Origin of the sequence: Candidatus Solirubrobacter pratensis, from assembly GCF_000425945.1 — a bacterium.
GTDB classification, from domain to species: domain Bacteria; phylum Actinomycetota; class Thermoleophilia; order Solirubrobacterales; family Solirubrobacteraceae; genus Solirubrobacter; species Solirubrobacter pratensis.
On the sequence record NZ_AUEK01000010.1, the window covers coordinates 276018 to 297994 of the forward strand.

Here is a 21977-nt window from a genome sequence, read left to right on the forward strand (position 1 = left end):
CGAGGTGCGGCACGTTACCGTCCCGCCCATGCTTCCGCACGATGAAGCGGGCTCGGGGCCCGCGGTGATCCTGCTGCACGCCGGCGTGGCCGACCGCTCGATGTGGTCGGAGACGCTTCCCGCGCTGGCCGAGGCGGGGTACCGCGCGATCGCGGTCGACCTCCCGGGCTTCGGCGACGCTGCGGTCCAGGCCGGGCCGCAGGCGCCGTGGAACGACGTCCTGCAGACCATGAACGAGCTCGGGATCGAGCGCGCAGCGATCGTCGGCAACTCGTTCGGCGCCGCCGTCGCGCTGCGGGTGGCGGTGATCGCGCCCGCGCGGGTCAGCGCGCTCATGCTGGTCTCGACGCCGATGCCCGGCGAGCCGTCCGAGCAGCTCGCCGCGGCGTGGGAGGCCGAGGAGGAGGCGATGGAGCGCGGCGACGTCGAGGCCGCGGTCGAGGCGGTCGTCGAGGCGTGGACCGATCCGGGGCCGGTGCGCGAGCGCGTCGCCGCGATGCAGCGGCGCGCGTTCGAGCTGCAGCTCGCGGCGGGCGACGTCGAGGACGCGCCCGATCCGGTGGACGAGGACCCGGCCTCGCTGACCCGCATCGACATGCCGGTGCTGGTCGCCGCCGGCGCGGGCGAGATGCCGGACTTCCTCGCGGCCGCCGAGACGCTCGCGCGCGTCGTTCCGGGCGCGCGCTCCGTGCTGATCGGCGGCGCCCGCCACCTCGCGCCGCTCGAGGCGCCGGAGGCGTTCCACGGGCTGGTCACGGAGCTCTTGACCCTCCAGTAGGTGGAGGCTGTTCCATGGCCGCATGACCGCCCTGCTGGGCATGCCCGACGACGAGCGCAAGCGGATCGTCGGCGACTTCCTCGACCACGTCTTCGATGGCCTCGACGTCGACCCCGCGTTCGTCGCGCGCATGCGGTGCGCCGCGCCGGAGCTGCCCGACGACCCGTCACCGGAGCAGCTCGACGCGTGGATCGAGCTCGCCGAGCTCGTCCACGACGCCGGCTTCCGCGCCCGGATCCGGCGGATGTCGGAGGAGAGCGCGGCGGCGGGGCCGGCCAGCGTCGAGATGCAGGCGGCGGCGACGCTCGTGGCCGAGCGCGCGGGCGCGGCGCTGAGCGACGGCGTCGCCCCGGGCTCGCCCGAGGCGGAGGCGGTCGTGGCCGAGATCCTCGCCGCGTTCGGGGACACGGATCGGCGCGCGCTGGCGGAGCGCCTCGCCGCGGGGACCGACGCGCGCGCCGAGCGCTACTGGCAGCTGCTGGCGACGATCAACGGCTGGCCGCCGGTGCCGGCGACCGTCCCCGCGTGGGAGTGGTCGATCGCCGCTCTGCGATATCGAACGTGAGTCCAGCGGCGCGGGGGCGGCGTGCCGCCGAGCCGGACGTCATAGCGTCTTGATCAGGCCGCCGTCGATCACGAAGTTCGAGCCGTTCACGTTCGCCGTCCGCGGCGACGCGAGCACCGTGACGAGCGCGGCGACCTCGCGCGGCGTCGTGAAGCGGCCGGTCGGGATCCCGGCGGTGACCTGCTCGCGGATGGCCTCCGCCCCGGCTCCGGTCGCCTCGCCGATCGTCGCCGCGACGCCGTCGTCGGCGAGCCACAGGTCGGTGGAGACCTGGCCGGGGGAGACGCTGGCGATCCGGATGCCGTGCGGCGCGAGCTCCTGCGAGAGCGCCTTGGAGACGTTCACCAGCGCCGCCTTCGCCGCGCCGTAGTCGATCACCGCGCCGTCCGGGTGGTAGAACGCGTTGACCGACGCGACGTTGACGATCGTGCCGCCGTCGCCCTGCTCGAGCATGGCCTTGACCGCGGCGCGGGTCGCGCGCAGGGCGGAGAAGAAGTTGAGCTCGAGCGAGGCCTGGAAGTCGGCGTCGGTCAGGCTCGTGAAGCCGTCGAGGCGGACCTTGACGCCGCCGACGTTGTTGACGAGCACGTCGATGCGTCCGTGCTGCTCGATCGCCGCGGCGACCAGCCGGCCGGGACCGTCAGGATCGACCAGGTCGACGGCGAACGCCGTGACGTTGCGGAGGTCCTGCAGCGCACCGGCCGTGCGCGCGCCCGCCACCACGAGGGCGCCCTCGGCGGCGAGCTCCTCGGCCACGGCCAGGCCGATGCCCTTGCTCGCGCCGGTGACGACGGCGACCCTGCCGGTGAGTTCGAGGTCCATGGTCCGAGGCTACGTGACGATCGCCGCCCGGGCGAGTTCGCGCGAGCGCTCAGCCGGAGAGCCTCGAGCGCGTGGCGCCGTGCGGCTCGGCCGACGCGACGCCGAACGCCGTTCGCAGCGTGAGACGGTAGAGGTACCAGGGCGGCGGCCCGGCGCTCGGGGCGCTGTAGGGCGCGGTGAACGCGTCCGAGGTTCTTGGGGGCGGTCGGCTGGGTCATGCTCGTTGAGACCGCGGGCGGCCCGCCGGCTCATCGCCGGTGGCGGCGGGGCGCGAGCTGTGGCTCCACTGCGACCAGGAGCCGGGGTACAGGCGCCCGGTGCCGAGTCCGGCGTGCTCGAGCACGAGCAGGTTGTGACATGCCGTCACGCCGGAGCCGCAGTACGAGACGACGGGCGTGTCCTCCTCGATCCCGGCGGCCTGCAGGGTGGCCCGCAGCCGCTCGAGCGACAGCAGGCGGCCGCGCTCGTCGAGGTGCTCGCGGCACGGCAGGCTGCGGGCGCCGGGGATGTGGCCGGCGCGCGGGTCGACGGGCTCCGTGTCGCCGCGGAAGCGCTCGCGCTGGCGGGCGTCGATCACGACGTTGGCGGGGTCGGCCGCGTCGTCGGGCGAAGCGATCCGGTCGGCCGGCCACGGCGCGGGCGTGAAGTGGGCGGGGGCGATCCGCGGCGCCGCGGTCTCGAGCGGCCCGTCGTAGGCGAGCAGCCCGCCGTCGAGCAGCGCGGCGTCGCGGCCGAGGGCGCGAAGCATCCACACGAGCCGCGCGGCGATCGCGCCGCCCGCGTCGTCGTAGGCGACGACGGTCGTGTCGTCGCCGATGCCGTGCTCGCCCATGCCGGCGGCGAAGTGCTCCGGACCGGGAAGTGGGTGGCGGCCGTCCTGCGGCGTTGCCGGGGCCGCGAGCCAGTCCTCGAGCTCGATGTACACGGCGCCCGGGATGTGGCCGGCGTCGTAGGCGGCGCGGCCCGAGCGGCCGTCGAGGTAGTGGCGGACGTCGGCGAGCACGGCGTCGTGCCCGGCGAGCCAATCGAAGTCGACGACGGGAGCGATCACCGCGTCCACCCTAATACGCTGCTTCCCCCATGGAAGCGACCAACTGGGCGGGCAACTACGCGTACCGGGCGTCGCGGCTCCACCGGCCTTCGACGCTCGACGAGCTGCGTGCGATCGTGGCGGCCGCGCCGCATGTGCGGGTCGTCGGCTCGCGGCACTGCTTCACCGGGATCGGCGACTCCCACGAGCTGATCTCGCTCGCCGCCCTTCCCCCGGACGTCGTGGTGGAGGACGGCACGGCGACGTTCGGCGCGGGGCTGACCTACGCCGAGGTCGCGCGGGCTCTGGAGCCCGAGGGCGTCGCGCTGCACAACCTCGCGTCGCTGCCGCACATCTCGGTGGGCGGCTCGATCGCCACCGCGACGCATGGCTCGGGCGACCGCAACGGCAACCTCGCGACCGCGGTCGCGGCGCTGGAGCTCGTGACCTCGGACGGCGACGTGGTGCGGCTCGCGCGCGGCGACGCGGACTTCGACGGGGCCGTCGTCGGGCTCGGCGCGCTGGGCGTGGTGACCCGCGTCACCGTCGACGTCGAGCCGTTCTATGACGTGCGCCAGCGCGTGTTCGAGGGGCTGAGCTGGGAGGCGCTGCTCGGCCACTTCGACGCGGTGACGTCGAGCGCGTACAGCGTGAGCGTGTTCACGCGCTGGGGCGACGCGACCGACATGGTCTGGCTCAAGGACCGCGGCGAGCCGGCCGGCGAGCTCTTCGACGCTCGGCCCGCGACCGTCGAGCGGCACCCGATCATGGGCGTGGACCCGATCCGCGCGACCGCGCAGCAGGGCGTGGCGGGCCCGTGGTACGACCGCCTCCCGCACTTCAAGATCGAGTTCACGCCGAGCAACGGCGAGGAGATCCAGTCGGAGTACTTCGTCGCTCGCGGCGACGCGGTCGCCGCGATCCGCGCCCTGCGCGAGATCGGCGACGCGATCCGGCCCGTCCTGCAGGTGTCCGAGATCCGCACGATGGCGGCCGACGAGCTGTGGCTCAGCCCGCAGTACCGGCAGGACATGGTCGGGGTGCACTTCACCTGGATCCGCGACCAGGCGGCGGTCGAGCGCGCGCTGGCCGAGGTCGAGGCCGCGCTCGAGCCCTTCGCGGCCCGTCCGCACTGGGGCAAGCTCTTCCTCGCCTCGCCGGCGGCGCTCTACGAGCGCCTGGACGACTTCGCCGCGCTGGCCGCGAGGCTCGACCTGCGCGGGGCGTTCCGCAACGACTGGCTCGAGCGCCTGCTCGGCTCGCGGTAGGCGGCCGCGCGGCCCGGGGCCGCCGCGCGACCGCTCCGCCTCACGCGCGCGTGCCGACCGCGATCAGGTACTCCATCTCGAATCGCGCGCGGCCGGGCGCGCCGCGGTCCCACTCGTCGCAGAACGCGTCCAGCGCGGCGACGAGCTCCTCCTCGCGGCCGTCCTTGCGGGCGTTCGCCTGCGCGGCGATCGTAGGCCCGTAGCGGGCGCGGAAGAACGCGCCGTAGTCGCGGGCGTGCTCGAACGCGGTGACGTCCAGCACCTGGCGGCGGACCGTGTGCAGCTCGACGCGCGCGCCGAGCAGCTCGCGCACGTGCGCCTCGCTGCCCCACAGCGGCGGCGACTGGGCGCCGGGCGGAGGCGGCGGGGCGAACGGGCCCATCGTCCGGAACAGCGCGCCCAGCATGCCCTCGGGCGTCCAGCTCAGCAGGCCGATCGTGCCGCCGGGCCGGCAGGTGCGCACGAGCTCGTCGGCGGCCGCCTGGTGGTGGGGCGCGAACATCACGCCGATCGCGGACATCACGACGTCGAACGACGCGTCCTCGAACGGCAGCCGCTCGGCGTCGCTGGCGACCCAGTCGAGCTCGACGCCGGTCTCCTGCGCGCGCCCGCGGCCGGCCTCGAGCAGCTCGGGCGTGAGGTCGCTCGCCGTCACGTCGGCCCCCTGCCGGGCGGCGGGGATGCTCGCGTTGCCGGTCCCGGCCGCGACGTCCAGCACCCGCTGCCCGGCGCGGATCTCGCACGCCCGCACCAGCTCGGGGCCGAGCGGCGTGAGGAACGTCTCGACCATCGAGGGATAGTCGCCCGATGCCCACATCGCGCGGTGCCGGGCCTTCAGCTCAGAATCGAAGGTCCCCGTCGATACGGTCGCCATCGTGACTCCTTCGGTCGGTTGGCGCGACGCTACGGGTGCGCCGCGCGCGCGACATCGGGAGGTCCTCCCTATCTTTGGCTCAGGCCATGAAGTGCGTCTGGAGCACGCGCACCGGCGCCTCGGGAGTCACGTCGCGGTAGGGCCCCTCGGCCGGCTCGGCATCCGGGTAGCGCTCGGCCGCGTGGCGCTCGAGCGCCGTGGGGACCAGCGCGTGGAGCTCGTCGTCGCACAGGTCGAGGCGCTCGCGCTCGTCCGCGGGGAGCTCGACGGCGACCGGCTCGGACCGGCCGTGCAGGTGCACGTGCCAGCGGTGCGGATGGCCCGGCACGCGCTCGTGGTGGGAGATCGACAGCTTCGCCATGGCCCGACGCTACCGCGGCGAGGCGGCGGCGGCGATGCCGAGGCGCTCGGGCGTGTCGTCGTCGGCCGAGGCGAAGAAGCCGCCGGCGACGTCCTCGAGCTCGCCGAGCGAGCGCGCCGCGAAGAGGACCGGCTGATACGAGGTGATGTCGTAGTCGGCGGTCGCCATTGCGGCGATGTCGAGCGGCCGGATCTCCATCGAGCGGAACTCCTCGATCTCGCCGTAGGAGGAGAGGATGCCGGCACCGTAGGCGCGCAGCTCGCCTCGCTCGTACATCACGCCGAACTCGAGCGTGAACCAGAAGACGTCGGCGATGACCTGCAGCGCGGCCTCGCTCTGCACCCGCAGCGCGGCCTCGCCCGCGGCGCGCTTGAGCGCCGCGAAGCGAGGCGAGCCGAGCATGTTCCCGTGCCCGATCACCTCGTGGATGACGTCGGGCTCGGGTGTGTACAGCGGCTGCGATGGATGCCGCACGTACTGCGTCGAATGGAACACGCTGCGCGCGAGCGACCCATAGAACTCGCGCAGTGGCACCAGCCCGGGCGCCGGGTGATACGAGAAGCCCGTCAGCGGCGCCAGGCGCGCCGTGACCTCGGCGAGCTGGGGGACGCGATCGGTCGGGAGACCGACCGCCGCCTTCGCCGACAGGAACTCGCTCACCGCGTAGCGCTGGTGCTTGGAGTCGAGCTCGGAGCTGACCAATGCCCAGATCTCGTTCTCCGTGTCCGTGTAGGCGACAGGCGCCGGCGTGGCCGCGGGATCCCACGCGAGCGCGGACGCCGCGATCTCGTTCCGCCGCTCGCGATACACGGGGTCGTTGAACCCCGGATGGCCGGCGCCCAGGTGCACGACCACGGCACCTGAGTCCGACTGCGTGACCGGCGAGTAGAGCTGCCCCTCCTCGAACATGGCGCCAAGATCAGCAAACCGCCCGGCTCTATGCAAGTCTTTGCATCACGCCTGGTACGACTGCACAGTCTGCGTACCGAAAACGCCGAAAGGGTGGTCAAAGTGCCCGAAGAGATCGACCAGCTGGATGCGCGCCTGCTGCTGACGCTGCGCGCGCAGCCGCGGATCGGGCTGCTCGAGGTCTCGCGCCGGCTCGGCGTCGCGCGCGGCACCGTGCAGGCGCGGCTGGACAAGCTCCAGCGGCGCGGAGTGATCACCGGCTTCGGGCCCGAGCTCGAGCCCGCGCACATGGGCTATCCGGTGCTCGCGTTCGTCTCGCTGGAGATCGTGCAGGGGCGCCTGGACGAGGCGGTGGCCGGGCTGCGGCGCGTGCCGGAGGTGCTCGAGGCGCACGGCGTGACGGGCGACCGCGACCTGCTGTGCCGCGTCGTCGCGCGCGACAACGGCCACCTGCAGGACGTCATCAACGGCATGCTGCAGAAGGGCGCCGTCCAGCGCTCGATCAGCGCGATCTCGATGACGCGCCAGATCCCCTACAGGGTGGAGCCGCTGATCTCGGCCGCGGTGGTCTGATCGACGCGGCGGTACCACAGGATCACCATCGGGTCCTTGTCGGTCAGCCGCCAGCCGGGATCGCCGAGCAGCGCCGCCATCTCCTCGCGGCACGCGTCGTATGCGAGGCGGCGGCCGCCGTGCCAGTCGTCGACGCCGGGCTCCGGATCGATCGTCGCCGGATCGACGTCGCCGAACGGCACGAGCGCGACCCGCTCGACCTCCACGACCGCGTGGCGGCGGCCCATGTGGTCGAACACCGGCAGGCGCTGGCCGATCCGCGGCGGGCCTCCCTCGAGCTCCCACTCGCGCGCGAGCGAGACGGCGGTCGTGCGCTTGCCGGCGAGCAGCTCCTCGATCTTCTTGCGCCCGCGCCCGCCGTCGTCGGCGTGGCCGAACTCCAGGAACGGATCGCGCGCCGTCCGCCACGGGGCGAGCGGGATGGTGGCCGCCAGTCGCGTGCCCTCGCCGGGCGGGCTGTCGACCATCAGCCGCCCGCCGAGCGACTCCACGCGCGCGGCCAGGGCCTGGAGGCCGGTGCCGTGGTCGCCGCGCGCGCCTCCCACGCCGTCGTCGACGATCTCGGCGACGAGCGTGCGGCCGTGCTGGACGACCTCGACGCGCACGTCGGTCGCCTGCGCATGCTTGATCGCGTTCGAGAGCGACTCTCTCACCAACAACCAGACGGTCGCCTCCACGACCGGCGGGAGCCGGCGCGCCGGCAGCGAGACGATTCGCAGCGGCACGGGCGACTGGACCGCGAGCGCGGCGAGCGCTCCGCCGAGCCCGCGCTCGAGCCCGACCAGCCGCTGCTGCGCGCCGTCGTGCAGCTCGCGGCCGATGCGGCGGCGCTCCTCGTCGGCGGCCTGCAGCGCGCCGGCGCGGGATCCGGCGACCTCGTCGGTCTGCGCGCGCAGCGCCGCCTCGTGGCGCCGGCGCTCGACCTCGGCGCCGGCGCGGGCGGCGAAGATCTGCAGCGCCGCGAGCTCCTCGTCGGTCAGCTCGAGCCGGCGCGTCGAGACGATCGCGATGTGGCCGATCGCGCGGCCGTCGGCGCCGCGCAGGGCGAGCGCGATGTAGCCGTTGAGCTTGTGGGCGGCGAGGAACGCGTCGCGCGGATAGCGCTCGCGCGCGTTCTCGGGGACGCGCAGCAGCTCGCACGCGTCGGCGTGCTCGCACGGCGTGCCCTCGAGCGCGAGCTCGCAGCCCTCGCGCAGCTCGATCCCGGGCGCGCAGGCGCCGGCGATCGTGCGCGCGTAGCCGGGGCGCTCATCCACCAGCTCGGCGACGAACGCGACCTCGGCGTCGAGCGCGGCGCCCAGCTCGGCGACGAGGCGGCGGAGGAACGGCGCGCCGACCACGCCGGCCGTGCCGGCGGCGAGCCGGCTCAGGAGGTCGCGCTGTACTGGGACCTTCGCCGCCGCCATGGATCAGGGAAGGCTAACCGCCGCGAAACGGGCCGCGCAGTACGGCTGCCACGCGGCGGGGTACGGTTACCTCCCTCATGCCGATCGCACTGATCACGGGAGCGACCGACGGCCTCGGCCGCCATGTCGCACGCGACCTCGCCGGCGAAGGGTGGACGGTCCTGGTCCATGGCCGCTCGCGCTCGCGCGCCGAGGACGTCGTGCCGGGCGCTCGGGTCTACGTCGCGGACCTGTCCTCGCTGGCCGAGGTGCGGCGACTGGCGGACGAGGTGCTCGCGAACGAGCCGCGGCTGGACGTGCTCGTCAACAACGCGGGGGTCGGCAGCGCCGGCGAGCGCGAGGAGAGCGCCGACGGCCTCGAGCTGCGCTTCGCCGTCAACTACCTCGCGCACTTCGTGCTGACGCTGCGGCTGCTCGAGCTGCTGCGGCGCTCGGCGCCGTCGCGGATCGTCAACGTCGCCTCCGCGGGCCAGGCGGCGATCGACTTCGGCGACGTCCAGCTCGAGCGCGGCTGGAGCGGCGGCCGGGCGTACGCGCAGAGCAAGCTGGCGCAGATCATGTTCACGTTCTCGCTGGCGGAGCGGCTGGAGGGCACGGGCGTGACGGTCAACGCGCTGCATCCGGCGACCTACATGCACACGAAGATGGTGCTCGCGGCGCGCGGGTCCTCGCTCTCGACCGTCGAGGAGGGCGCCGAGGCGACGGAGCGGCTGATCACGACGGACGCCGGGACCGGCCGGTACTTCAACGGGCTGCGGGAGGCGCGCGCCGACCCGCAGGCCTACGACGCGGACGCGCGGGAGCGGCTATGGGCGCTGAGCGAGCGGCTGGCGGGCTGACACCCCCGTTCCTGCGCGGGCACGACCACGCGCTCGGCGCCGGCGGTCCGGTCGTGCTCGTGTTCGGCGACTACGAGGACCCTGAGAGCGCCGACGCGTGGCGCGGGATCGCGGCCCTGCGGGAGCGCTGGGACGGCTTCACGGCGGCATGGCGGCACCTGCCGATCGGCGAGCTGCATCCGCGCGCCAACGGCGCGGCGCTGGCCGCCGAGGGCGCCGCGGCGCAGGATCGCTTCTGGGACTACCACGATGTCCTGCTCGCGCGTCAGGAATCGCTGTCGGTGCCCGACCTGTTGACGTATGCGGGAGAGATCGGGCTCGACGTGGCGATGCTGATGGACGACATGCGGGAAGGGCGGCACGCCGAGCGCGTGCTGGACGACGTGCGCAGCGCGGTGAGCTCCGGCGTGCGCGCGACGCCGGGGGTGTTCGTGGAGGGCATCGCGCTCGGCGGCTGGGACGCGGAGCTGGTGGAGGGCGCGTTGCGCGCGGCCGCCTAGTGTGGCCCGGGGAGGTGCTCGAGGACCGCGCGGGCGACATCGCGGTCGGCTTCGCGTCGCTGCTGACGCGCCAGGCGGCGTGGCGGCACCGGCGCGTGGAGACGATCACGGTGCTCTCGCACGAGCTGGTGCGGCGCTCGGTCTCGGTGGACTTCACGGTGCCGGCGGAGCACCGCGACGATCTGCGGCTGTCCGAGCGCGAATGGGTCGTGCCGCTGGCGCTGCTGGCCAAGCGGCCGCTGGCGCACTTCGACCTGCGCATGGAGGACATGGCGAGCGTGCCGCTGCTGCGCTCGGAGGAGACGCAGCTGATCGGGCGCGAGCTGCTGTACCTGATGCTCGACCTCGATCTCGAGGAGGGCGTCGAGGCGGACGCCGGCGGGCTGATCGAGCGCGTGCTGGCGACCAACGGGGACGACCTGGCCGCGATCGACGCCGGGCTGGCCGCGCTGGAGGAGCGCGTCGGGCCGGTGCCGGGCTTCGCGGCGCTGGCGGAGCGGCTCGCGCGCGGGTTCCTGCTGTGCGCGGTCGTCGGGGACGTCGATCGCCGGCGGGTCCTGAAGTTCGCCTACGACGAGCCGCTGGATCGCCCGGACCGCGTCGCGCACTTCTACGACGCCCCCGGATGCACCGAGGCCGCGAGCTATCACGCCGAGGTCGACGTCCCGGACGAGATGCGCGCGCGCACGAGCGAGCTGGTGGACAACCGGACCGGCGCGGTGCTCGCCTCCGGCCCGCGCGACGCCGATCGGCCCGCGGTGTACTACGTGGCCGACACGGGGCGGCAGGTCCAGCCGGGGCTGAGCGTGAAGTACGGCACCGAGCGCGGGCGCTTCCTCGTGCCGGCGGCGCTCGTGGCGTGGGTGATCGCGCTCGAGCTCGCGCTCCCCTGGCTGTTCGCCGACCTCTCGCACCTGGCGGCCTCCGCCGGGCCGGCGATCTCGGTGCTGCTGTCGAGCTCGGCGATCTTCTCGGGCCTGGTCCTGCGCAGCGGCGAGCACCCGCTCGTGCGGATCGTCCTCGCGCCGTACCGATTGTGCCTCGCCGCCGCGACGCTCTGCGCGATCGTGGCGGGCGCGGTGCTGGCCTTCCGCGCCACTTCCGGTGCATTGGAGCTGGCCTGGGGTCTCGGCGCGCTGGTGGCTGCCGCCGCGGCGGGTATCCTGACCATGGAGGCCGCCCGTGCACCATCGGCCCGGGCCGCCGAACGAGTTCGCTGAAATGGCCAGCCTGCCCCGCCTCTTCCACCGCCGCCGGCCCGCGGATCGCAAGGGCATCCGCGAGCGCTCCGCGGTCGTCCGAAGCGCCGAGCTGGCGCTCCCGGCGTTCGCCGCGCCGGTGAACCGCGAAGAGGCGCGCGCCGCGCTCGAGCGCTCCCGCGCGCGCCGCGCCTCGACCGGCGACTGAGGCGCCCGCGCGGCGCGATCTCCACGGCCGCCTGCCCGCGCTCCGCGCCGCCGGCCGTTGGGGCCCATCACCGGGCGGCCGATTTCGGGGGGTGTGCCACGAACCTCAACTCATGCTTGAGGAACGTGGCGCACCCCTACCCGGCGCCACGCCGCGAGCGGGCGGCGGACATGGGATCGCCGCCCGGACCGTCGTCCCGCGCCCCGGCGGCGAGTCGACGGACAAGCTGCCGTCGAGCACGGCGACGCGGTCCGCGAGCCCTCGCAGGCCCGAGCCGCCTCCCGGATCGGCGCCGCCGATCCCGTCGTCGGACACGGCGACGGTCAGCTCGTCGCCGCAGTGCTCGACGCTGACGCGGGCGCCGTTCGCGTGCGCGTAGCGGGCGACGTTGGTGATCGCCTCGGCGACGACGAAGTACGCCGTCGCCTCCACCGCGTCCGGCAGCCGCTCTTCGGGCACCGAGACGACCTCGACCGGGAACGGGAAGCGCGCCGCCAGCGCCTCGAGCGCGGCGCCGAGCCCGTGATCCGAGAGCACCGCCGGGTGGATGCCCCGCGCCAGCTCGCGCAGGGACTGCAGCGCCGCCTGCAGCTCGCGGGTCGCCGCGTCGAGCATGCGTCCCGCCTCGGCCGGGTCGCGCTCCACCCGCGTCCGCGCCAGCCGCAGCGAGAGCGCCAGCGCCACCAGCTGCTGCTGCGCGCCGTCGTGCAGGTCGCGCTCGATCGCGCGCCGCGCCGCGTCGGCCGTCTTGACGATCCTCGCGCGCGACGCGCGCAGCTCCTTCACGCTCGCGCGCAGCTCCGCCGCCAGCCGCTCGTTCTCCAGCGCCAGCGCCGCCGCGCCGACCACCGCCGAGACGAGCTCGCGCTCGTCCGCCACCGACGCGTCGTGCACGAGCAGGGCGACGTTCTCGACCGGGGTGCTCGCCCGCCCCTCGGCGACGATGAACGGCGCGCCCGAGGCGTCCACCCAGCCCGTCGGCGTCCAGTACGCGAGCTCCAGCGACGGATCGCCCAGCGCCTCGGCCAGCTCGTCGCGCAAGGAGCCGTGCCGCGAGCCGCCGAGCCGCACGACGAGCTCGCTGACCGCGGCCGCACCCGCGACCTTGGAACGCAGCAGCCCCGCGAGGAACGCGAACGGCACCAGCGCCAGCGCCACCACGCGCGCCCGCTCGAGCCCGTCCTGCAGGGACGTCGACGCGCCCAGCACGCCGAGCACGGCCCAGACCGCGTACAGCGCCAGCACGAGCCCGCCCGACAGGTACACCCACATGCTCCCACGCCGCCGGCGCCGCGCGAGCACGACGAAGAGCGCCGCGATCAGCGCGGCCACGATCGCGAGCCGCGTGTTGGCGAGGACCTTGAAGAGGTCCGGCTGGTCGGAGATCAGCAGCGGATTGGCGGGCACGCCGAGCCGCGTCGTGTCCTCGAAGACCATGCACAGCCACCAGCCGGCGGTCGCGACGAAGTACGCGGCCGCGGCGAGCGCCCGCGCGCCACGCGACTCGATCCGCCCGGTCGGGAACGCGAGCAGGATGTGGAACAGCAGCGCGTACGGCACCGCGATCAGCGCCAGACCCGCGATGAACGGCCACGGCTGCGTCGTCACGATCAACCCGGACAGGCAGTACGCGAACCCGAGCGCCACCATCAGCGCCCCGAAGCGGTTCTCCGGCCGCCGCATCCACGCCAGCAGTCCCGTCCCGATGAACGCGCCGCCGATCAGCGGCCCGAAGATCGCGATCAGGTCGCGGTGATGCCCGCCGACGCTGTCGATCGCCAGCGCCAGCAGGATCGCGCACGCGAGTGCGCCGGCGATCGCGATCGCCGCAAGCGCGCGCCGGAGACTGGGCGAGGGGTCCGACACTACGGACCCACGGTAGCTACGCCCGTGAGCGCGCGAAGTCCACGAACGCGTCCAGCGCGTGCGGATTGGCGAGCGAGTCGCGCGCCGCCGCCTTCTCCACCGGGGTGCCCATCAGGATCCGCTTGACCGGCAACTCGAGCAGCTTGCCGGACAGCGTCTTCGGGACCTCGTTCACCGCGATGATGTCGTTGGGCACGTGCCGCGGCGAGCAGTCCTCGCGGATCCGCCGCCGGATCCGGGCCGCGATGTCGTCGCTCAGCTCCGCGCCTTCGCGCATGACGACGAAGAGCGGCATCCACGCGTCGCCCTCGTCCTGGGGAACGTCGACGACCAGCGCGTCCACGACGTCCTCGACCGCCAGCACCGCCCGGTAGATCTCGGCGGTGCCCATGCGGATGCCCCCGCGGTTGATCGTCGCGTCCGAGCGCCCGCTGATGATCGCCGTGTCGCGCTCGGTGATCTCGATCCAGTCGCCATGGCGCCACACGCCCGGATAGACCGAGAAGTACGCCTCGCGGTAGCGCGAGCCGTCCTCGTCGCCCCAGAAGTAGATCGGCATCGAGGGCATCGGCTGGACGACCACCAGCTCGCCGACCTCGCCGATCAGCGGCTTGCCCTCAGGGTCCCAGGCCTGGATGTCGGCGCCCAGCGCCCGCGCCTGCAGTTCTCCCTCGTACACGGGCAGCAGCGGCGTGCCGCCGACGAACGCCGTGCACATGTCCGTGCCGCCCGAGGTGGAGAACAGCCACGTGTCCTTCCCCAGGTGCTCGTAGATCCAGCGGAAGCCCTCGGGGGAGAGCGGCGAGCCGGTCGAGCCGACCGAGCGCAGCGCCGACAGGTCGCGCTCCGCGCCGGGCTCGATCCCCGCCTTCATGCACGCGCCGATGTAGCTCGCGCTGGTGCCGAACGTCGTCATCCCGGTGCGGTCGGCGAAGTCCCACAGCACGCCCATGTCGGGATGCCCAGGCGAGCCGTCCCAGAGCAGGATCGCCGCGTCGGTCAGGAGCCCCGAGATGATGAAGTTCCACATCATCCAGCCGGTCGTGGTGAACCAGAACAGCCGGTCGCCGGCCTGCGCGTCGAGGTGGAGATGGAGCTTCTTGAGGTGTTCGAGCAGGATGCCGCCCTGGCTGTGGACGATCGCCTTCGGCAGCCCCGTCGTGCCCGACGAGTACAGGACCCACAGCGGGTGGTCGAACGCGACGCGCTCGAACGTCAGCTCGTCGTCGCCGCCGGGGAGATCGTCCCAATCGAGTGCGCCCTCGAGCGACGCGTCCTCGTTGCCGTAGGGCAGCAGCACGGTCGCGGCGAGGCGCGGAATCGCCTCGCGCACCTCGCGCACGACGTCGAGGCGGTCGAAGTCGCGGCCGTTGTACCGGTAGCCGTCGACGGCGAGCAGCACCTTCGGCTCGATCTGCGCGAAGCGGTCGATCACGCTGCGGGCGCCGAAGTCCGGCGAGCAGCTCGACCAGACCGCGCCCAGCGAGGCGGTCGCAAGGAAGGCCGCGGCGGTCTCGGGGATGTTCGGCATGTAGGCGGCCACGCGATCCCCCCGACCGACGCCCAGCGCGCGCAACCCGGCGGCGATGCGCCGCGTCTGCTCGCGCAGCGCGCCCCACGTCCACTCCTCGTCGTCGCGCCGCTCGCCGCCGGCGATGATCGCGAGCGCGTCGTTGTCCTTGCCGCGGAACGCGTGCTCGGCGTAGTTGACCCGCGTGCCGGGAAACCACCGGGCGCCGGGCATCTCTCGCGACGCGAGCACGGTGTCGCCGCGCTCGCCGACGTCGTAGCGGTCCCAGATCGCGGCCCAGAAGCCGTCCAGGTCGTCGGTCGACCAGCGCCACAGCTCGCCGTAGCTCTCGAACCCGCGCTCGCGCATGAAGCGCCCCATCTCGGCGCGCTCGAGCAGCGAGGCGGGCGGGGTCCAGAGAATCGGAGGAGTCACCGTCAGCCATCATGCCAACCGTGCTCCGGACCGTCACGGCCACGCGCTACGTCACACCCCTTCGGGAGGGGGGATCGCTGCCGGCGATCGTGGAGGCCGACGACGACGGGTTGTACGTGTGCAAGTTCCGCGGCGCGGGCCAGGGGCCGAAGGCGCTGGCGGCGGAGATCGTTGCCGGGGAGCTGGCGCGGGGACTCGGGCTGCCGGTGCCTGAGCTGGTGCTGGTCGAGCTCGATCCGGCGCTCGCGGCGGCCGAGCCGGACCCGGAGATCCAGGAGCTGATCGTGGCGTCGGCGGGGTTGAACCTGGGCGTGGACTTCCTCCCCGGCGCGCTGCCGTACATGCCGACCGAGCCGCCAGACGCCGAGCTCGCCGCCGATGTCGTCTGGTTCGACGCGCTGGTGACGAACGTCGACCGCACGCCGCGCAATCCCAACCTGCTCCGCTGGCACCGCAACCTGTGGCTGATCGACCACGGCGCGGCGCTCTACGCGTTCCACGCCGGCGAGCCGCTCGAGCGGGCGCGCGGCGGCTTCCCCGCGATCCGCGACCACGTGCTGCTGCCGGCCGCGGGCTCGATCGTGGATGCGGACGCCCGCCTGACGGAGCGCGCGGACCCCGGCGCCGCGGCGGCGCTCGTGCCGGAGGAGTGGGCCGACGGGGCGCCCTACGCCGAGTTCCTGGCCCAGCGGCTGCAGGCGCCGCGCGAGTTCGCCGAGGAGGCCGAGCGTGCCCGGGCGTGAGCCGTTCCAGTACGCGGCGCTGCGCATCGTCCCGCGCGTCGAGCGCGGCGAGGCGTTCAACGCGGGCGTCGTGCTCTTCTGCCGCCCGCTGCGCTTCCTCGGCGCGCGTACGCGGCTCGACGACGCGCTCCTGCGCGCGCTCGCCCCCGGTTGCGATCCCGCCGCGGTCAAGCCTCATCTGGACGCCGTCGAGCGGATCGCCGCCGGCGACCCCGCGGGGGGGCCGATCGCTCGCATGCCGGCATCCGAGCGCTTTCACTGGCTCGTCGCGCCGGCGAGCACGATCGTCCAGCCGGGGCCCGTCCACACCGGGCTGACCGACGACCCCGGCGACGAGCTCGAGAGGCTCTTCGGGTCGCTGGTCGAGCGCTGATGCGCTGACGTACGCAGCGCCACGGCGGTCAGGATCCCGACAGATCGTGCGGAAGGGAACTTCACGCCCGGCTCCAACGTAGACACCATGGGATGCTCTCGTGGTCGAAGGTCGGCTTAGGGCTGGAACGCCCGGACCGGATGTACTCACTCGTCCGCGCCGTCCACGCTTGTCGATTGGTGACCGACCCTCTCCCTGGACTCGAAAGCGCCGCATGCCTTACTTGACGTGCCCGAGCTGCACCCTTCCCACGTACGTCGTCAGCGAAGGCCTCTGCCCCGCATGCGGGACGCGGCTGAAGGCGCGGCGGGCGGGCGCCGGGCCGCTGCCGGGGCGCTTCGGGAGCGGTGACGCCGTACGTGCCGAGCTGGCGATGGTGTGCCGCGAGCTCGACATGGACACCGCGCTCGTCGCGGAGGTCACGGGTGGGCGCGAGGTCGTGCGCTGGGCGGCCGGCGAAGGCGAGTACGCATCCGTCTCGGCCCCAATGGACGAGACGATCTGCCAGCGGCTCCTGGACGGGCGGATCGGCGCGCTGGTGCCGGACACGGCGGCGGAGCCGTCGCTGCGCACGATCGAGCGCGTCCGGGACGGCTCGATCGCGGCCTACATCGGCGTGCCGTTCACGACCGCCGACGCGCGGCTGTACGTGCTCTGCTGCCTGGCGCGTGAGGCGCGGCCGGACCTCGGGGAGGCGGACGTCCGCTTCCTGCGCGGGCTGGCCGAGAGCATCCGCTCGCTGCTCGAGCCCGCCGCGCCGCTCACCTGGGTGTAGCTGTAGCGTCTCGCGCACGTGACGCTCGACGAGCTCGGCATTGCCCGCGTGCGGGCGGAGAACCCGTCCCCGCTGACGCTGACGGGCACCAACACGTGGGTCGTGGGGCGCGATCCCGCATGGGTCGTCGACCCGGGACCCGCGCTGCCGGCGCACGTCGACGCGGTGGCGGCCGAGGTCGCCGCGCGCGGGGGTGCGGGCGGGATCGTGACCACGCACTCGCACGCCGACCACGTCGAGGCCGCGCCGGCGCTGAGCGAGCGCCTCGGCGTGCCGGTGACCCGCGGCGGCGGGCCGTTCGAGGTCTACGAGGTGCCGGGGCACGCGGACGACCACGTCGTCTACATCGCGGGCCGGGCGGCGTTCACCGGCGACGCCGTGCTCGGCCAGGGCAGCGTGTTCGTCAGCGGGCGGCTGAACGAGTACCTCGCCGGCCTGCGCCGCCTGCGCGAGCTCGACCTGGCGGTGCTCTGCCCCGGTCACGGCGACGAGGTCTGGGACGCGGTCGCGAAGCTCGACGAGTACCTCGCGCACCGCGCCGACCGCGAGCGGATGCTGACCGCCGCCCTCGATGCCGGGATCCGCGGGGAGGAGGCGCTGCTCGACGCGGCGTGGGCCGACGCGCCCGCCGCGGTGCGGCCGTTCGCCGCCGTCTCGCTGCGCGCGCATCTCGAGAAGCTGCGCGAGGACGGCTACGCGATCGACTGACGTCCGTTAGCGGACGAAGCGCAGTTTGCGCGGATCGATACGAAGGGCACCCTTCGAGCAGTCGCGCCGTAGGGCAGAAAGGAGAGGAGCGTGACGACCTCCGACCTTCGCACGATTGAGACCGACATCCCTGCGCGGATGGACCGGCTTCCGTGGTCGCGCTGGCATTGGATGGTGATCGTCGGCCTGGGGACGGTGTGGATCCTCGACGGGCTCGCGGTCACGATCGTCGGCGCGATCGGCGGCCGCCTGAGCGAGAAGGGCGCAGGGCTGGAGCTGACGCCCTCCCAGGTCGGCCTGGCCGGCTCCGCCTACATCCTCGGGGCGTGCGCCGGCGCGTTGTACTTCGGCCAGCTCGCCGACCGGCTCGGCCGCAAGAAGCTCTTCATGCTCACCTTGGCGATCTTCCTGGCGGGGAGCGTGCTGACCGCCTTCTCGATGAACCCCGCGTGGTTCATCGCCTGCCGTGTGATCACCGGCGCCGGCGTGGGCGGCGAGTACTCGGCGATCCACTCCGCGGTCGACGAGCTGATCCCGGCGCGCGTGCGCGGCGCCGTGGACCTCGTCATCGGCGGCTCCTACTGGATCGGCACGATCCTCGGCTCGCTGGCGTCGCTCGTGCTGCTCGACGAGTCGATCTTCGCCAAGGACGTCGGCTGGCGCCTGGCATTCGGCCTGGCGGCGGCGATGGGCTTCGCAATCCTGCTCGTGCGGCGCAACGTGCCGGAGAGCCCGCGCTGGCTGTTCCTGCACGGCCGTGAGGAGGAGGCCGAGGCCGTCACGCGCGGCATCGAGCGCCAGATCGTGGCCTCCACCGGCCAGACCCTGATCGAGCCGCGGCGCAGGATCCGCATCAAGCAGCGCCCGCCGATGAACATCGGCGAGATCGCCGGCGTGGTGTTCAAGCTCTACCCGAAGCGCACGTGCGTCGGGCTGGCGCTGTTCACCGGCCAGGCGTTCCTCTACAACGCCATCTTCTTCACGTACGCGCTGGTGCTGACGAACGTCTACCACGTCGGCTCCGGCAGCGTGGGCCTCTACCTGCTGCCGTTCGCGGTCGGCAACTTCCTGGGGCCGCTCCTGCTGGGGCGGCTGTTCGACTCGGTCGGCCGCAAGCCGATGATCGCGGGCACCTACATCCTGTCGGGCGTCCTGCTGATCATCACCGGCCTGCTGTTCCGCGCCGGCACGCTGAACGCGACTACGCAGACCGTGGCGTGGTGCGTGATCTTCTTCTTCGCCTCGGCGGGCGCGAGCGCCGCGTACCTGACCGTGAGCGAGATCTTCCCGATGGAGACGCGCGCGATGGCGATCGCGTTCTTCTACGCGACCGGCACGATCGTCGGCGGCTTCGGCGGTCCGCTGCTGTTCGGCGCGCTGATCCAGAGCGGCGACCCAGGCCAGATCTTCATCGGCTACGTCGTCGGTGCGGTGGTGATGATCGCCGGCGGCGTCATCCAGGCGCTGATGGGCGTCGAGGCCGCGGGGCGCGACCTCGAGGACATCGCCCCGCCGCTGTCGGCGACCGACGAGGAGCTCGACGAGCCGGGCGAGGAAGCCGATGTGTATACCGTCGGGCGCGGCGAAGGCCGTGGGACCTCCCACGCCCCGCGCTTCGAGCGCGACCAGGACGTGCCGACCCAGACCCCGGGAGGCGAGCGATGAGCAGCTACACCCCCTTCCCCAGTACGTCGTCCCGCGACGAGGAGGAGAACGAGTGGTGGCTCCGGCGCGAGCTGTCGCTGATCGAGAACCTCCTGCGCGAGGAGGGCGAGCTCGACCGTGACACGATCGGCGAGCGGCTCGGCTGCAAGTACTGGGGTCCGTTGCGCTTCCGCCACGCGCTCAAGGAGGGCGTCAAGCGCGGCGTGTTCGAGAAGCGGGGCCGCAACCGGTACGCGATCGCGTCGGATTCGTTCAAGACATAGGACCTCGTGCCCTCGATCCTCGAGGGCATGAACCTCCCCGAGATCGAAGGCCGCGCGGTCCTGCCCGGCGACGCCGCGTGGGACGAGGCGCGGCGCTCCTGGAACCTTGCCGTCGACCAGCGGCCGGCGGCGGTCGTCGAGGCCGCCGGCCCCGCCGACGTGCAGGCGCTGCTGCGCGCCGGGGTGCGCGTGGCGCCGCAGGCGACCGGCCACGGGTCCGAGCTGCTCGGGCCGCTGGACGACGTGGTGCTGCTGAAGACGTCTCGGCTGCGCGAGGTGTCGATGAGCGGCGCCGTGCTGCGAGCGGGCGCTGGCGCGCTCGCGGGCGCGGCGGCGGACGCGGCCTCCGCGCACGGCCGCGCGCCGGTGCTCGGCCTGGCCGCGGGCGTGGGCGTCGCCGGGCTCGCCCTCGGCGGCGGCACCGGCTGGCTGAGCCGGGCGTACGGGCTCGCGTGCAACAACGTGCGCGCGTTCGACGCCGTGCTGGCCTCCGGCGAGGCGGTGCGGGTCGACGCCGCGCACGAGCCGGAGCTGTTCTGGGCGCTGCGCGGCGGCGGCGGGCGCGGCGCCGTCGTGACGGCGATCGAGCTCGAGACGCACCCGGTCGACGTCTCGGCCGGGATGCTCACGTGGCCGGCCGAGCGCGCCGCCGAGGTGCTCGAGCAGTTCCGCCGCTGGACGTCGGACGCGCCCGAGGCGCTCGGCGCGGTGTTCCGCCGGATCGCGCTCCCGGACGGGCCGATCGTCGCCGTGGTCGCGGCTCACCTCGGGACCGAGGCGGACGGGCGGCGCGCGCTCGAGCCGCTGCGCGGTGCCATGGTGAGCGACTCGTTCGGCCCCGTCGCGCCCGCGGACCTCGTGCGCGTCGCCGGCGATCCGGAGCAGCCGATCCCGACGCGCGGCGACGGCTTCCTCCTGCGCGAGCTGGACGTCGAGGCGCTCGCCGCCGTGCTCGAGGATCCGGAGCCGATCGGCGTGGTCGAGGTGCGGCTGCTCGGCGGCGCGCTGCGCCGCGCGCCCGACGGCCACGGCGCGCTCGGCTCGCTCGACGCCGCGTACTCGATCTTCTGCGGCGGGATGGCGGTCGACGGGCTGCCCGAGCGGCTGGCGGAGGTGCGCGAGCGCCTGGCGCCGTGGGCCTCGCCGCAGGAGCTGCTCACGGCGGCGGCGCGCGGCGCCGACCCGGCGCGCGCGTTCGGCGCGGACTGGGAGCGGCTCGAGCGGGTCCGGCGCGAGTACGACCCCGACGCGCGGATCGTCACGACCCATGACCTCGCGCCGGTCGGGTGACGCCTCGGAGGCGGGGCGCGGGCGGGATCTTCGTGGCGTCGCGCGTGGGTCCGGCCCGGCGATCTCCGCGGCCGTCGTCCGTGAGCCCGGCCCGCGATCTCCGCGCCCGCTGGGGCGATTCCTTGCGGGCGCGCGCTGGGCGCCCGTCGCGGGGCGAGCGCGGCCGGTGATCTCTGCGTCCTCTCGCGGTCGTCCGATCGCCTCGGTCTTCCTACGCTGACGTTCATGGGCGGATACGTCGAGATCCCGCCGCCTCCGGCGCTCAGCGCGTTCCTGGACTGCCTGTGGGTCCACGTGATCGACGACCCGCCGCCGCCCGAGGGGCGGCGGCTGCTGCCGAGCGGGCAGGTCGACTTCGTCTGGCTCGCGGGGATGGGCGTGCGCGTCTCAGGCCCGCAGTCGCGCTACACGCGGCCGCCCGACCTGCGGCGCATGACCGCGGTCGGGGCGCGCTTCCACGCCGGCACGGCGCCGATGCTGCTGCGCGCGCCGGCGTCCTCGATGGTCGACGCACACGTCGCGCTCGACGCCTTCGACGCGCAGCTCGCGGCGCGGCTGGACGACCGCCTGCTGCACGCGTCCGGCGCCGCCGGCGCGATGGCCGCGTTCGCCGAGGAGCTCGGCCGCGGGCTGCGGCACGTCGCGGAGCCCGACGCCGCGCTCCTGGAGGCGGTGAGGCTGCTGGACCGTGGCGAGCCGGTCGCGCGCGTCGCCGACCGCACGTTCGTGAGCGAGCGCGCGCTGCAGCGGCGTTTCGGCGAGCACATCGGCTACGGGCCGAAGACGCTCCAGCGCGTCCTGCGCTTCCAGCGCTTCCTGCGGGCGGCGCCGCGCGTGCCGCTCGCCCGTGCGGCTTCACTCGCGGGTTACGCGGATCAGTCGCACCTCTCCCGCGAGGCGCGGCGCCTGGCCGGGCTGACGCCGCGGCGGCTGCTGACCTGGCAGCACTGAGAGAACTGCGCAAGTAAGGGAAGCGCCGGCGCGACGCGGTCGCGCCGAGACGGCGGTGGCGAGGCG

24 protein-coding genes and 1 pseudogene are annotated in these 21977 nt (G+C 73.9%); 16 read left to right on the top strand and 9 right to left on the bottom strand.

Translation table 11 applies throughout. The features are described from left to right. Positions 1-28 precede the first annotated feature (28 nt). Together H958_RS0116925 and H958_RS38015 are read left to right on the top strand one after the other, a co-directional pair. Complete coding sequence (locus H958_RS0116925; RefSeq protein WP_028059541.1) at positions 29-778, top strand: alpha/beta fold hydrolase; 750 nt, start codon at positions 29-31, stop codon at positions 776-778. Positions 779-800: 22 nt separating this feature from the next. After that, the gene (locus H958_RS38015) at positions 801-1343 is read left to right on the top strand and encodes a hypothetical protein (protein WP_051324392.1); all 543 of its coding nucleotides are present in this window, start codon (positions 801-803) and stop codon (positions 1341-1343) included. Positions 1344-1382: 39 nt separating this feature from the next. Here H958_RS38015 and H958_RS0116935 read toward each other — a convergent pair whose 3' ends face one another. The 3 genes and pseudogenes from H958_RS0116935 to H958_RS0116940 all read right to left on the bottom strand — a co-directional run bounded on the left by H958_RS0116935 (position 1383) and on the right by H958_RS0116940 (position 3216). Beyond that, complete coding sequence (locus H958_RS0116935; protein ID WP_028059542.1) at positions 1383-2165, bottom strand: SDR family NAD(P)-dependent oxidoreductase; 783 nt, start codon at positions 2163-2165, stop codon at positions 1383-1385. Between the two features lie 49 nt (positions 2166-2214). Further along, a pseudogene (locus H958_RS49100) lies at positions 2215-2370 on the bottom strand (pyridoxamine 5'-phosphate oxidase family protein); the annotation flags it as partial. A 9-nt stretch (positions 2371-2379) separates the two neighbouring features. After that, entirely contained in the window at positions 2380-3216 is an 837-nt protein-coding gene (locus H958_RS0116940) for a sulfurtransferase (RefSeq protein WP_028059543.1), read from the bottom strand. A gap of 29 nt (positions 3217-3245) precedes the next feature. On the opposite strand from H958_RS0116940, the gene H958_RS0116945 reads away from it, so the two are divergent. Then, positions 3246-4463 carry an FAD-binding protein gene (locus H958_RS0116945; RefSeq protein ID WP_028059544.1) on the top strand — a complete coding sequence of 406 codons (1218 nt, stop codon included), beginning with the start codon at positions 3246-3248 and terminating at the stop codon, positions 4461-4463. A 40-nt stretch (positions 4464-4503) separates the two neighbouring features. Here the strand turns inward: H958_RS0116945 and H958_RS0116950 are convergent, their stop codons facing one another. From H958_RS0116950 to H958_RS0116960, 3 genes are all read right to left on the bottom strand, one after another. Then, positions 4504-5337 (bottom strand): class I SAM-dependent methyltransferase, encoded by an 834-nt coding sequence (locus H958_RS0116950; protein WP_028059545.1) that lies wholly within the window; start codon positions 5335-5337, stop codon positions 4504-4506. A gap of 79 nt (positions 5338-5416) precedes the next feature. Next, the gene (locus H958_RS0116955; RefSeq protein WP_028059546.1) at positions 5417-5698 is read right to left on the bottom strand and encodes a hypothetical protein; all 282 of its coding nucleotides are present in this window, start codon (positions 5696-5698) and stop codon (positions 5417-5419) included. A gap of 9 nt (positions 5699-5707) precedes the next feature. Further along, positions 5708-6607 carry a phenylalanine 4-monooxygenase gene (locus H958_RS0116960; protein WP_028059547.1) on the bottom strand — a complete coding sequence of 300 codons (900 nt, stop codon included), beginning with the start codon at positions 6605-6607 and terminating at the stop codon, positions 5708-5710. A gap of 102 nt (positions 6608-6709) precedes the next feature. On the opposite strand from H958_RS0116960, the gene H958_RS0116965 reads away from it, so the two are divergent. Then, the gene (locus H958_RS0116965) at positions 6710-7180 is read left to right on the top strand and encodes an Lrp/AsnC family transcriptional regulator (protein ID WP_231379273.1); all 471 of its coding nucleotides are present in this window, start codon (positions 6710-6712) and stop codon (positions 7178-7180) included. Here H958_RS0116965 and H958_RS43530 read toward each other — a convergent pair. Continuing rightward, on the bottom strand, positions 7141-8586 hold the full coding sequence (locus H958_RS43530; RefSeq protein WP_028059549.1) for a sensor histidine kinase: 1446 nt from the start codon (positions 8584-8586) through the stop codon (positions 7141-7143). The genes H958_RS0116965 and H958_RS43530 overlap by 40 nt on opposite strands. Positions 8587-8663: 77 nt before the next feature. Here H958_RS43530 and H958_RS0116975 point away from each other — a divergent pair, with 77 nt between their 5' ends. The 4 genes from H958_RS0116975 to H958_RS0116990 are packed head-to-tail and all read left to right on the top strand — an operon-like array spanning position 8664 to position 11332. Then, on the top strand, positions 8664-9425 hold the full coding sequence (locus H958_RS0116975; RefSeq protein WP_028059550.1) for an SDR family NAD(P)-dependent oxidoreductase: 762 nt from the start codon (positions 8664-8666) through the stop codon (positions 9423-9425). After that, positions 9395-9925 carry a DsbA family protein gene (locus H958_RS38025; protein ID WP_051324393.1) on the top strand — a complete coding sequence of 177 codons (531 nt, stop codon included), beginning with the start codon at positions 9395-9397 and terminating at the stop codon, positions 9923-9925. Before H958_RS0116975 ends, H958_RS38025 begins: the two co-directional genes overlap by 31 nt. 14 nt (positions 9926-9939) lie before the next feature. Further along, complete coding sequence (locus tag H958_RS0116985) at positions 9940-11145, top strand: hypothetical protein (RefSeq protein WP_156028027.1); 1206 nt, start codon at positions 9940-9942, stop codon at positions 11143-11145. A 1-nt stretch (position 11146) separates the two neighbouring features. Then, on the top strand, positions 11147-11332 hold the full coding sequence (locus H958_RS0116990; protein ID WP_028059552.1) for a hypothetical protein: 186 nt from the start codon (positions 11147-11149) through the stop codon (positions 11330-11332). Positions 11333-11437: 105 nt separating this feature from the next. On the opposite strand, the gene H958_RS38030 is transcribed toward H958_RS0116990, so the two are convergent. Then, positions 11438-13198: a sensor histidine kinase gene (locus H958_RS38030; protein WP_051324394.1), complete on the bottom strand. Its 1761-nt coding sequence runs from the start codon at positions 13196-13198 to the stop codon at positions 11438-11440. Positions 13199-13214: 16 nt separating this feature from the next. Then, positions 13215-15131 (bottom strand): acetoacetate--CoA ligase, encoded by a 1917-nt coding sequence (locus tag H958_RS0117000; RefSeq protein WP_028059553.1) that lies wholly within the window; start codon positions 15129-15131, stop codon positions 13215-13217. Positions 15132-15154: 23 nt separating this feature from the next. Between H958_RS0117000 and H958_RS0117005 the strand changes: the two genes are divergently transcribed. From H958_RS0117005 to H958_RS38050, 8 genes are all read left to right on the top strand, one after another. Beyond that, complete coding sequence (locus tag H958_RS0117005; protein ID WP_081685967.1) at positions 15155-15886, top strand: HipA family kinase; 732 nt, start codon at positions 15155-15157, stop codon at positions 15884-15886. Continuing rightward, entirely contained in the window at positions 15873-16259 is a 387-nt protein-coding gene (locus H958_RS0117010) for a DUF3037 domain-containing protein (protein ID WP_028059555.1), read from the top strand. Before H958_RS0117005 ends, H958_RS0117010 begins: the two co-directional genes overlap by 14 nt. A 214-nt stretch (positions 16260-16473) precedes the next feature. Continuing rightward, complete coding sequence (locus tag H958_RS0117015; RefSeq protein WP_028059556.1) at positions 16474-17034, top strand: GAF domain-containing protein; 561 nt, start codon at positions 16474-16476, stop codon at positions 17032-17034. Positions 17035-17052: 18 nt separating this feature from the next. Next, the gene (locus H958_RS38035) at positions 17053-17742 is read left to right on the top strand and encodes an MBL fold metallo-hydrolase (RefSeq protein ID WP_051324395.1); all 690 of its coding nucleotides are present in this window, start codon (positions 17053-17055) and stop codon (positions 17740-17742) included. 90 nt (positions 17743-17832) lie between these two features. Beyond that, positions 17833-19407: an MFS transporter gene (locus H958_RS38040; protein WP_196807396.1), complete on the top strand. Its 1575-nt coding sequence runs from the start codon at positions 17833-17835 to the stop codon at positions 19405-19407. Beyond that, positions 19404-19670, top strand: coding sequence for a hypothetical protein (locus tag H958_RS0117030; protein WP_028059557.1), 267 nt, complete (start codon positions 19404-19406; stop codon positions 19668-19670). Before H958_RS38040 ends, H958_RS0117030 begins: the two co-directional genes overlap by 4 nt. A gap of 6 nt (positions 19671-19676) precedes the next feature. Next, complete coding sequence (locus tag H958_RS38045) at positions 19677-20960, top strand: FAD-binding protein (protein WP_037410382.1); 1284 nt, start codon at positions 19677-19679, stop codon at positions 20958-20960. A gap of 225 nt (positions 20961-21185) precedes the next feature. After that, the gene (locus tag H958_RS38050) at positions 21186-21911 is read left to right on the top strand and encodes a DUF6597 domain-containing transcriptional factor (protein ID WP_051324396.1); all 726 of its coding nucleotides are present in this window, start codon (positions 21186-21188) and stop codon (positions 21909-21911) included. Positions 21912-21977: the final 66 nt, after the last annotated feature.

Coding starts and splice junctions, on each gene's coding strand:
- H958_RS0116975 (WP_028059550.1), top strand. CDS start 8,664: ATGCCGATCGCACTGATCACGGGAGCGACCGACGGCCTCGGCCGCCAT.
- H958_RS38015 (WP_051324392.1), top strand. CDS start 801: ATGACCGCCCTGCTGGGCATGCCCGACGACGAGCGCAAGCGGATCGTC.
- H958_RS0116955 (WP_028059546.1), bottom strand. CDS start 5,698: ATGGCGAAGCTGTCGATCTCCCACCACGAGCGCGTGCCGGGCCATCCG.
- H958_RS0116925 (WP_028059541.1), top strand. CDS start 29: ATGCTTCCGCACGATGAAGCGGGCTCGGGGCCCGCGGTGATCCTGCTG.
- H958_RS0117005 (WP_081685967.1), top strand. CDS start 15,155: ATGCCAACCGTGCTCCGGACCGTCACGGCCACGCGCTACGTCACACCC.
- H958_RS0116945 (WP_028059544.1), top strand. CDS start 3,246: ATGGAAGCGACCAACTGGGCGGGCAACTACGCGTACCGGGCGTCGCGG.
- H958_RS38050 (WP_051324396.1), top strand. CDS start 21,186: ATGGGCGGATACGTCGAGATCCCGCCGCCTCCGGCGCTCAGCGCGTTC.
- H958_RS0117030 (WP_028059557.1), top strand. CDS start 19,404: ATGAGCAGCTACACCCCCTTCCCCAGTACGTCGTCCCGCGACGAGGAG.
- H958_RS0116960 (WP_028059547.1), bottom strand. CDS start 6,607: ATGTTCGAGGAGGGGCAGCTCTACTCGCCGGTCACGCAGTCGGACTCA.
- H958_RS38025 (WP_051324393.1), top strand. CDS start 9,395: ATGGGCGCTGAGCGAGCGGCTGGCGGGCTGACACCCCCGTTCCTGCGC.
- H958_RS0116935 (WP_028059542.1), bottom strand. CDS start 2,165: ATGGACCTCGAACTCACCGGCAGGGTCGCCGTCGTCACCGGCGCGAGC.
- H958_RS0116950 (WP_028059545.1), bottom strand. CDS start 5,337: ATGGCGACCGTATCGACGGGGACCTTCGATTCTGAGCTGAAGGCCCGG.
- H958_RS0116990 (WP_028059552.1), top strand. CDS start 11,147: ATGGCCAGCCTGCCCCGCCTCTTCCACCGCCGCCGGCCCGCGGATCGC.
- H958_RS0117015 (WP_028059556.1), top strand. CDS start 16,474: ATGCCTTACTTGACGTGCCCGAGCTGCACCCTTCCCACGTACGTCGTC.
- H958_RS43530 (WP_028059549.1), bottom strand. CDS start 8,586: ATGGCGGCGGCGAAGGTCCCAGTACAGCGCGACCTCCTGAGCCGGCTC.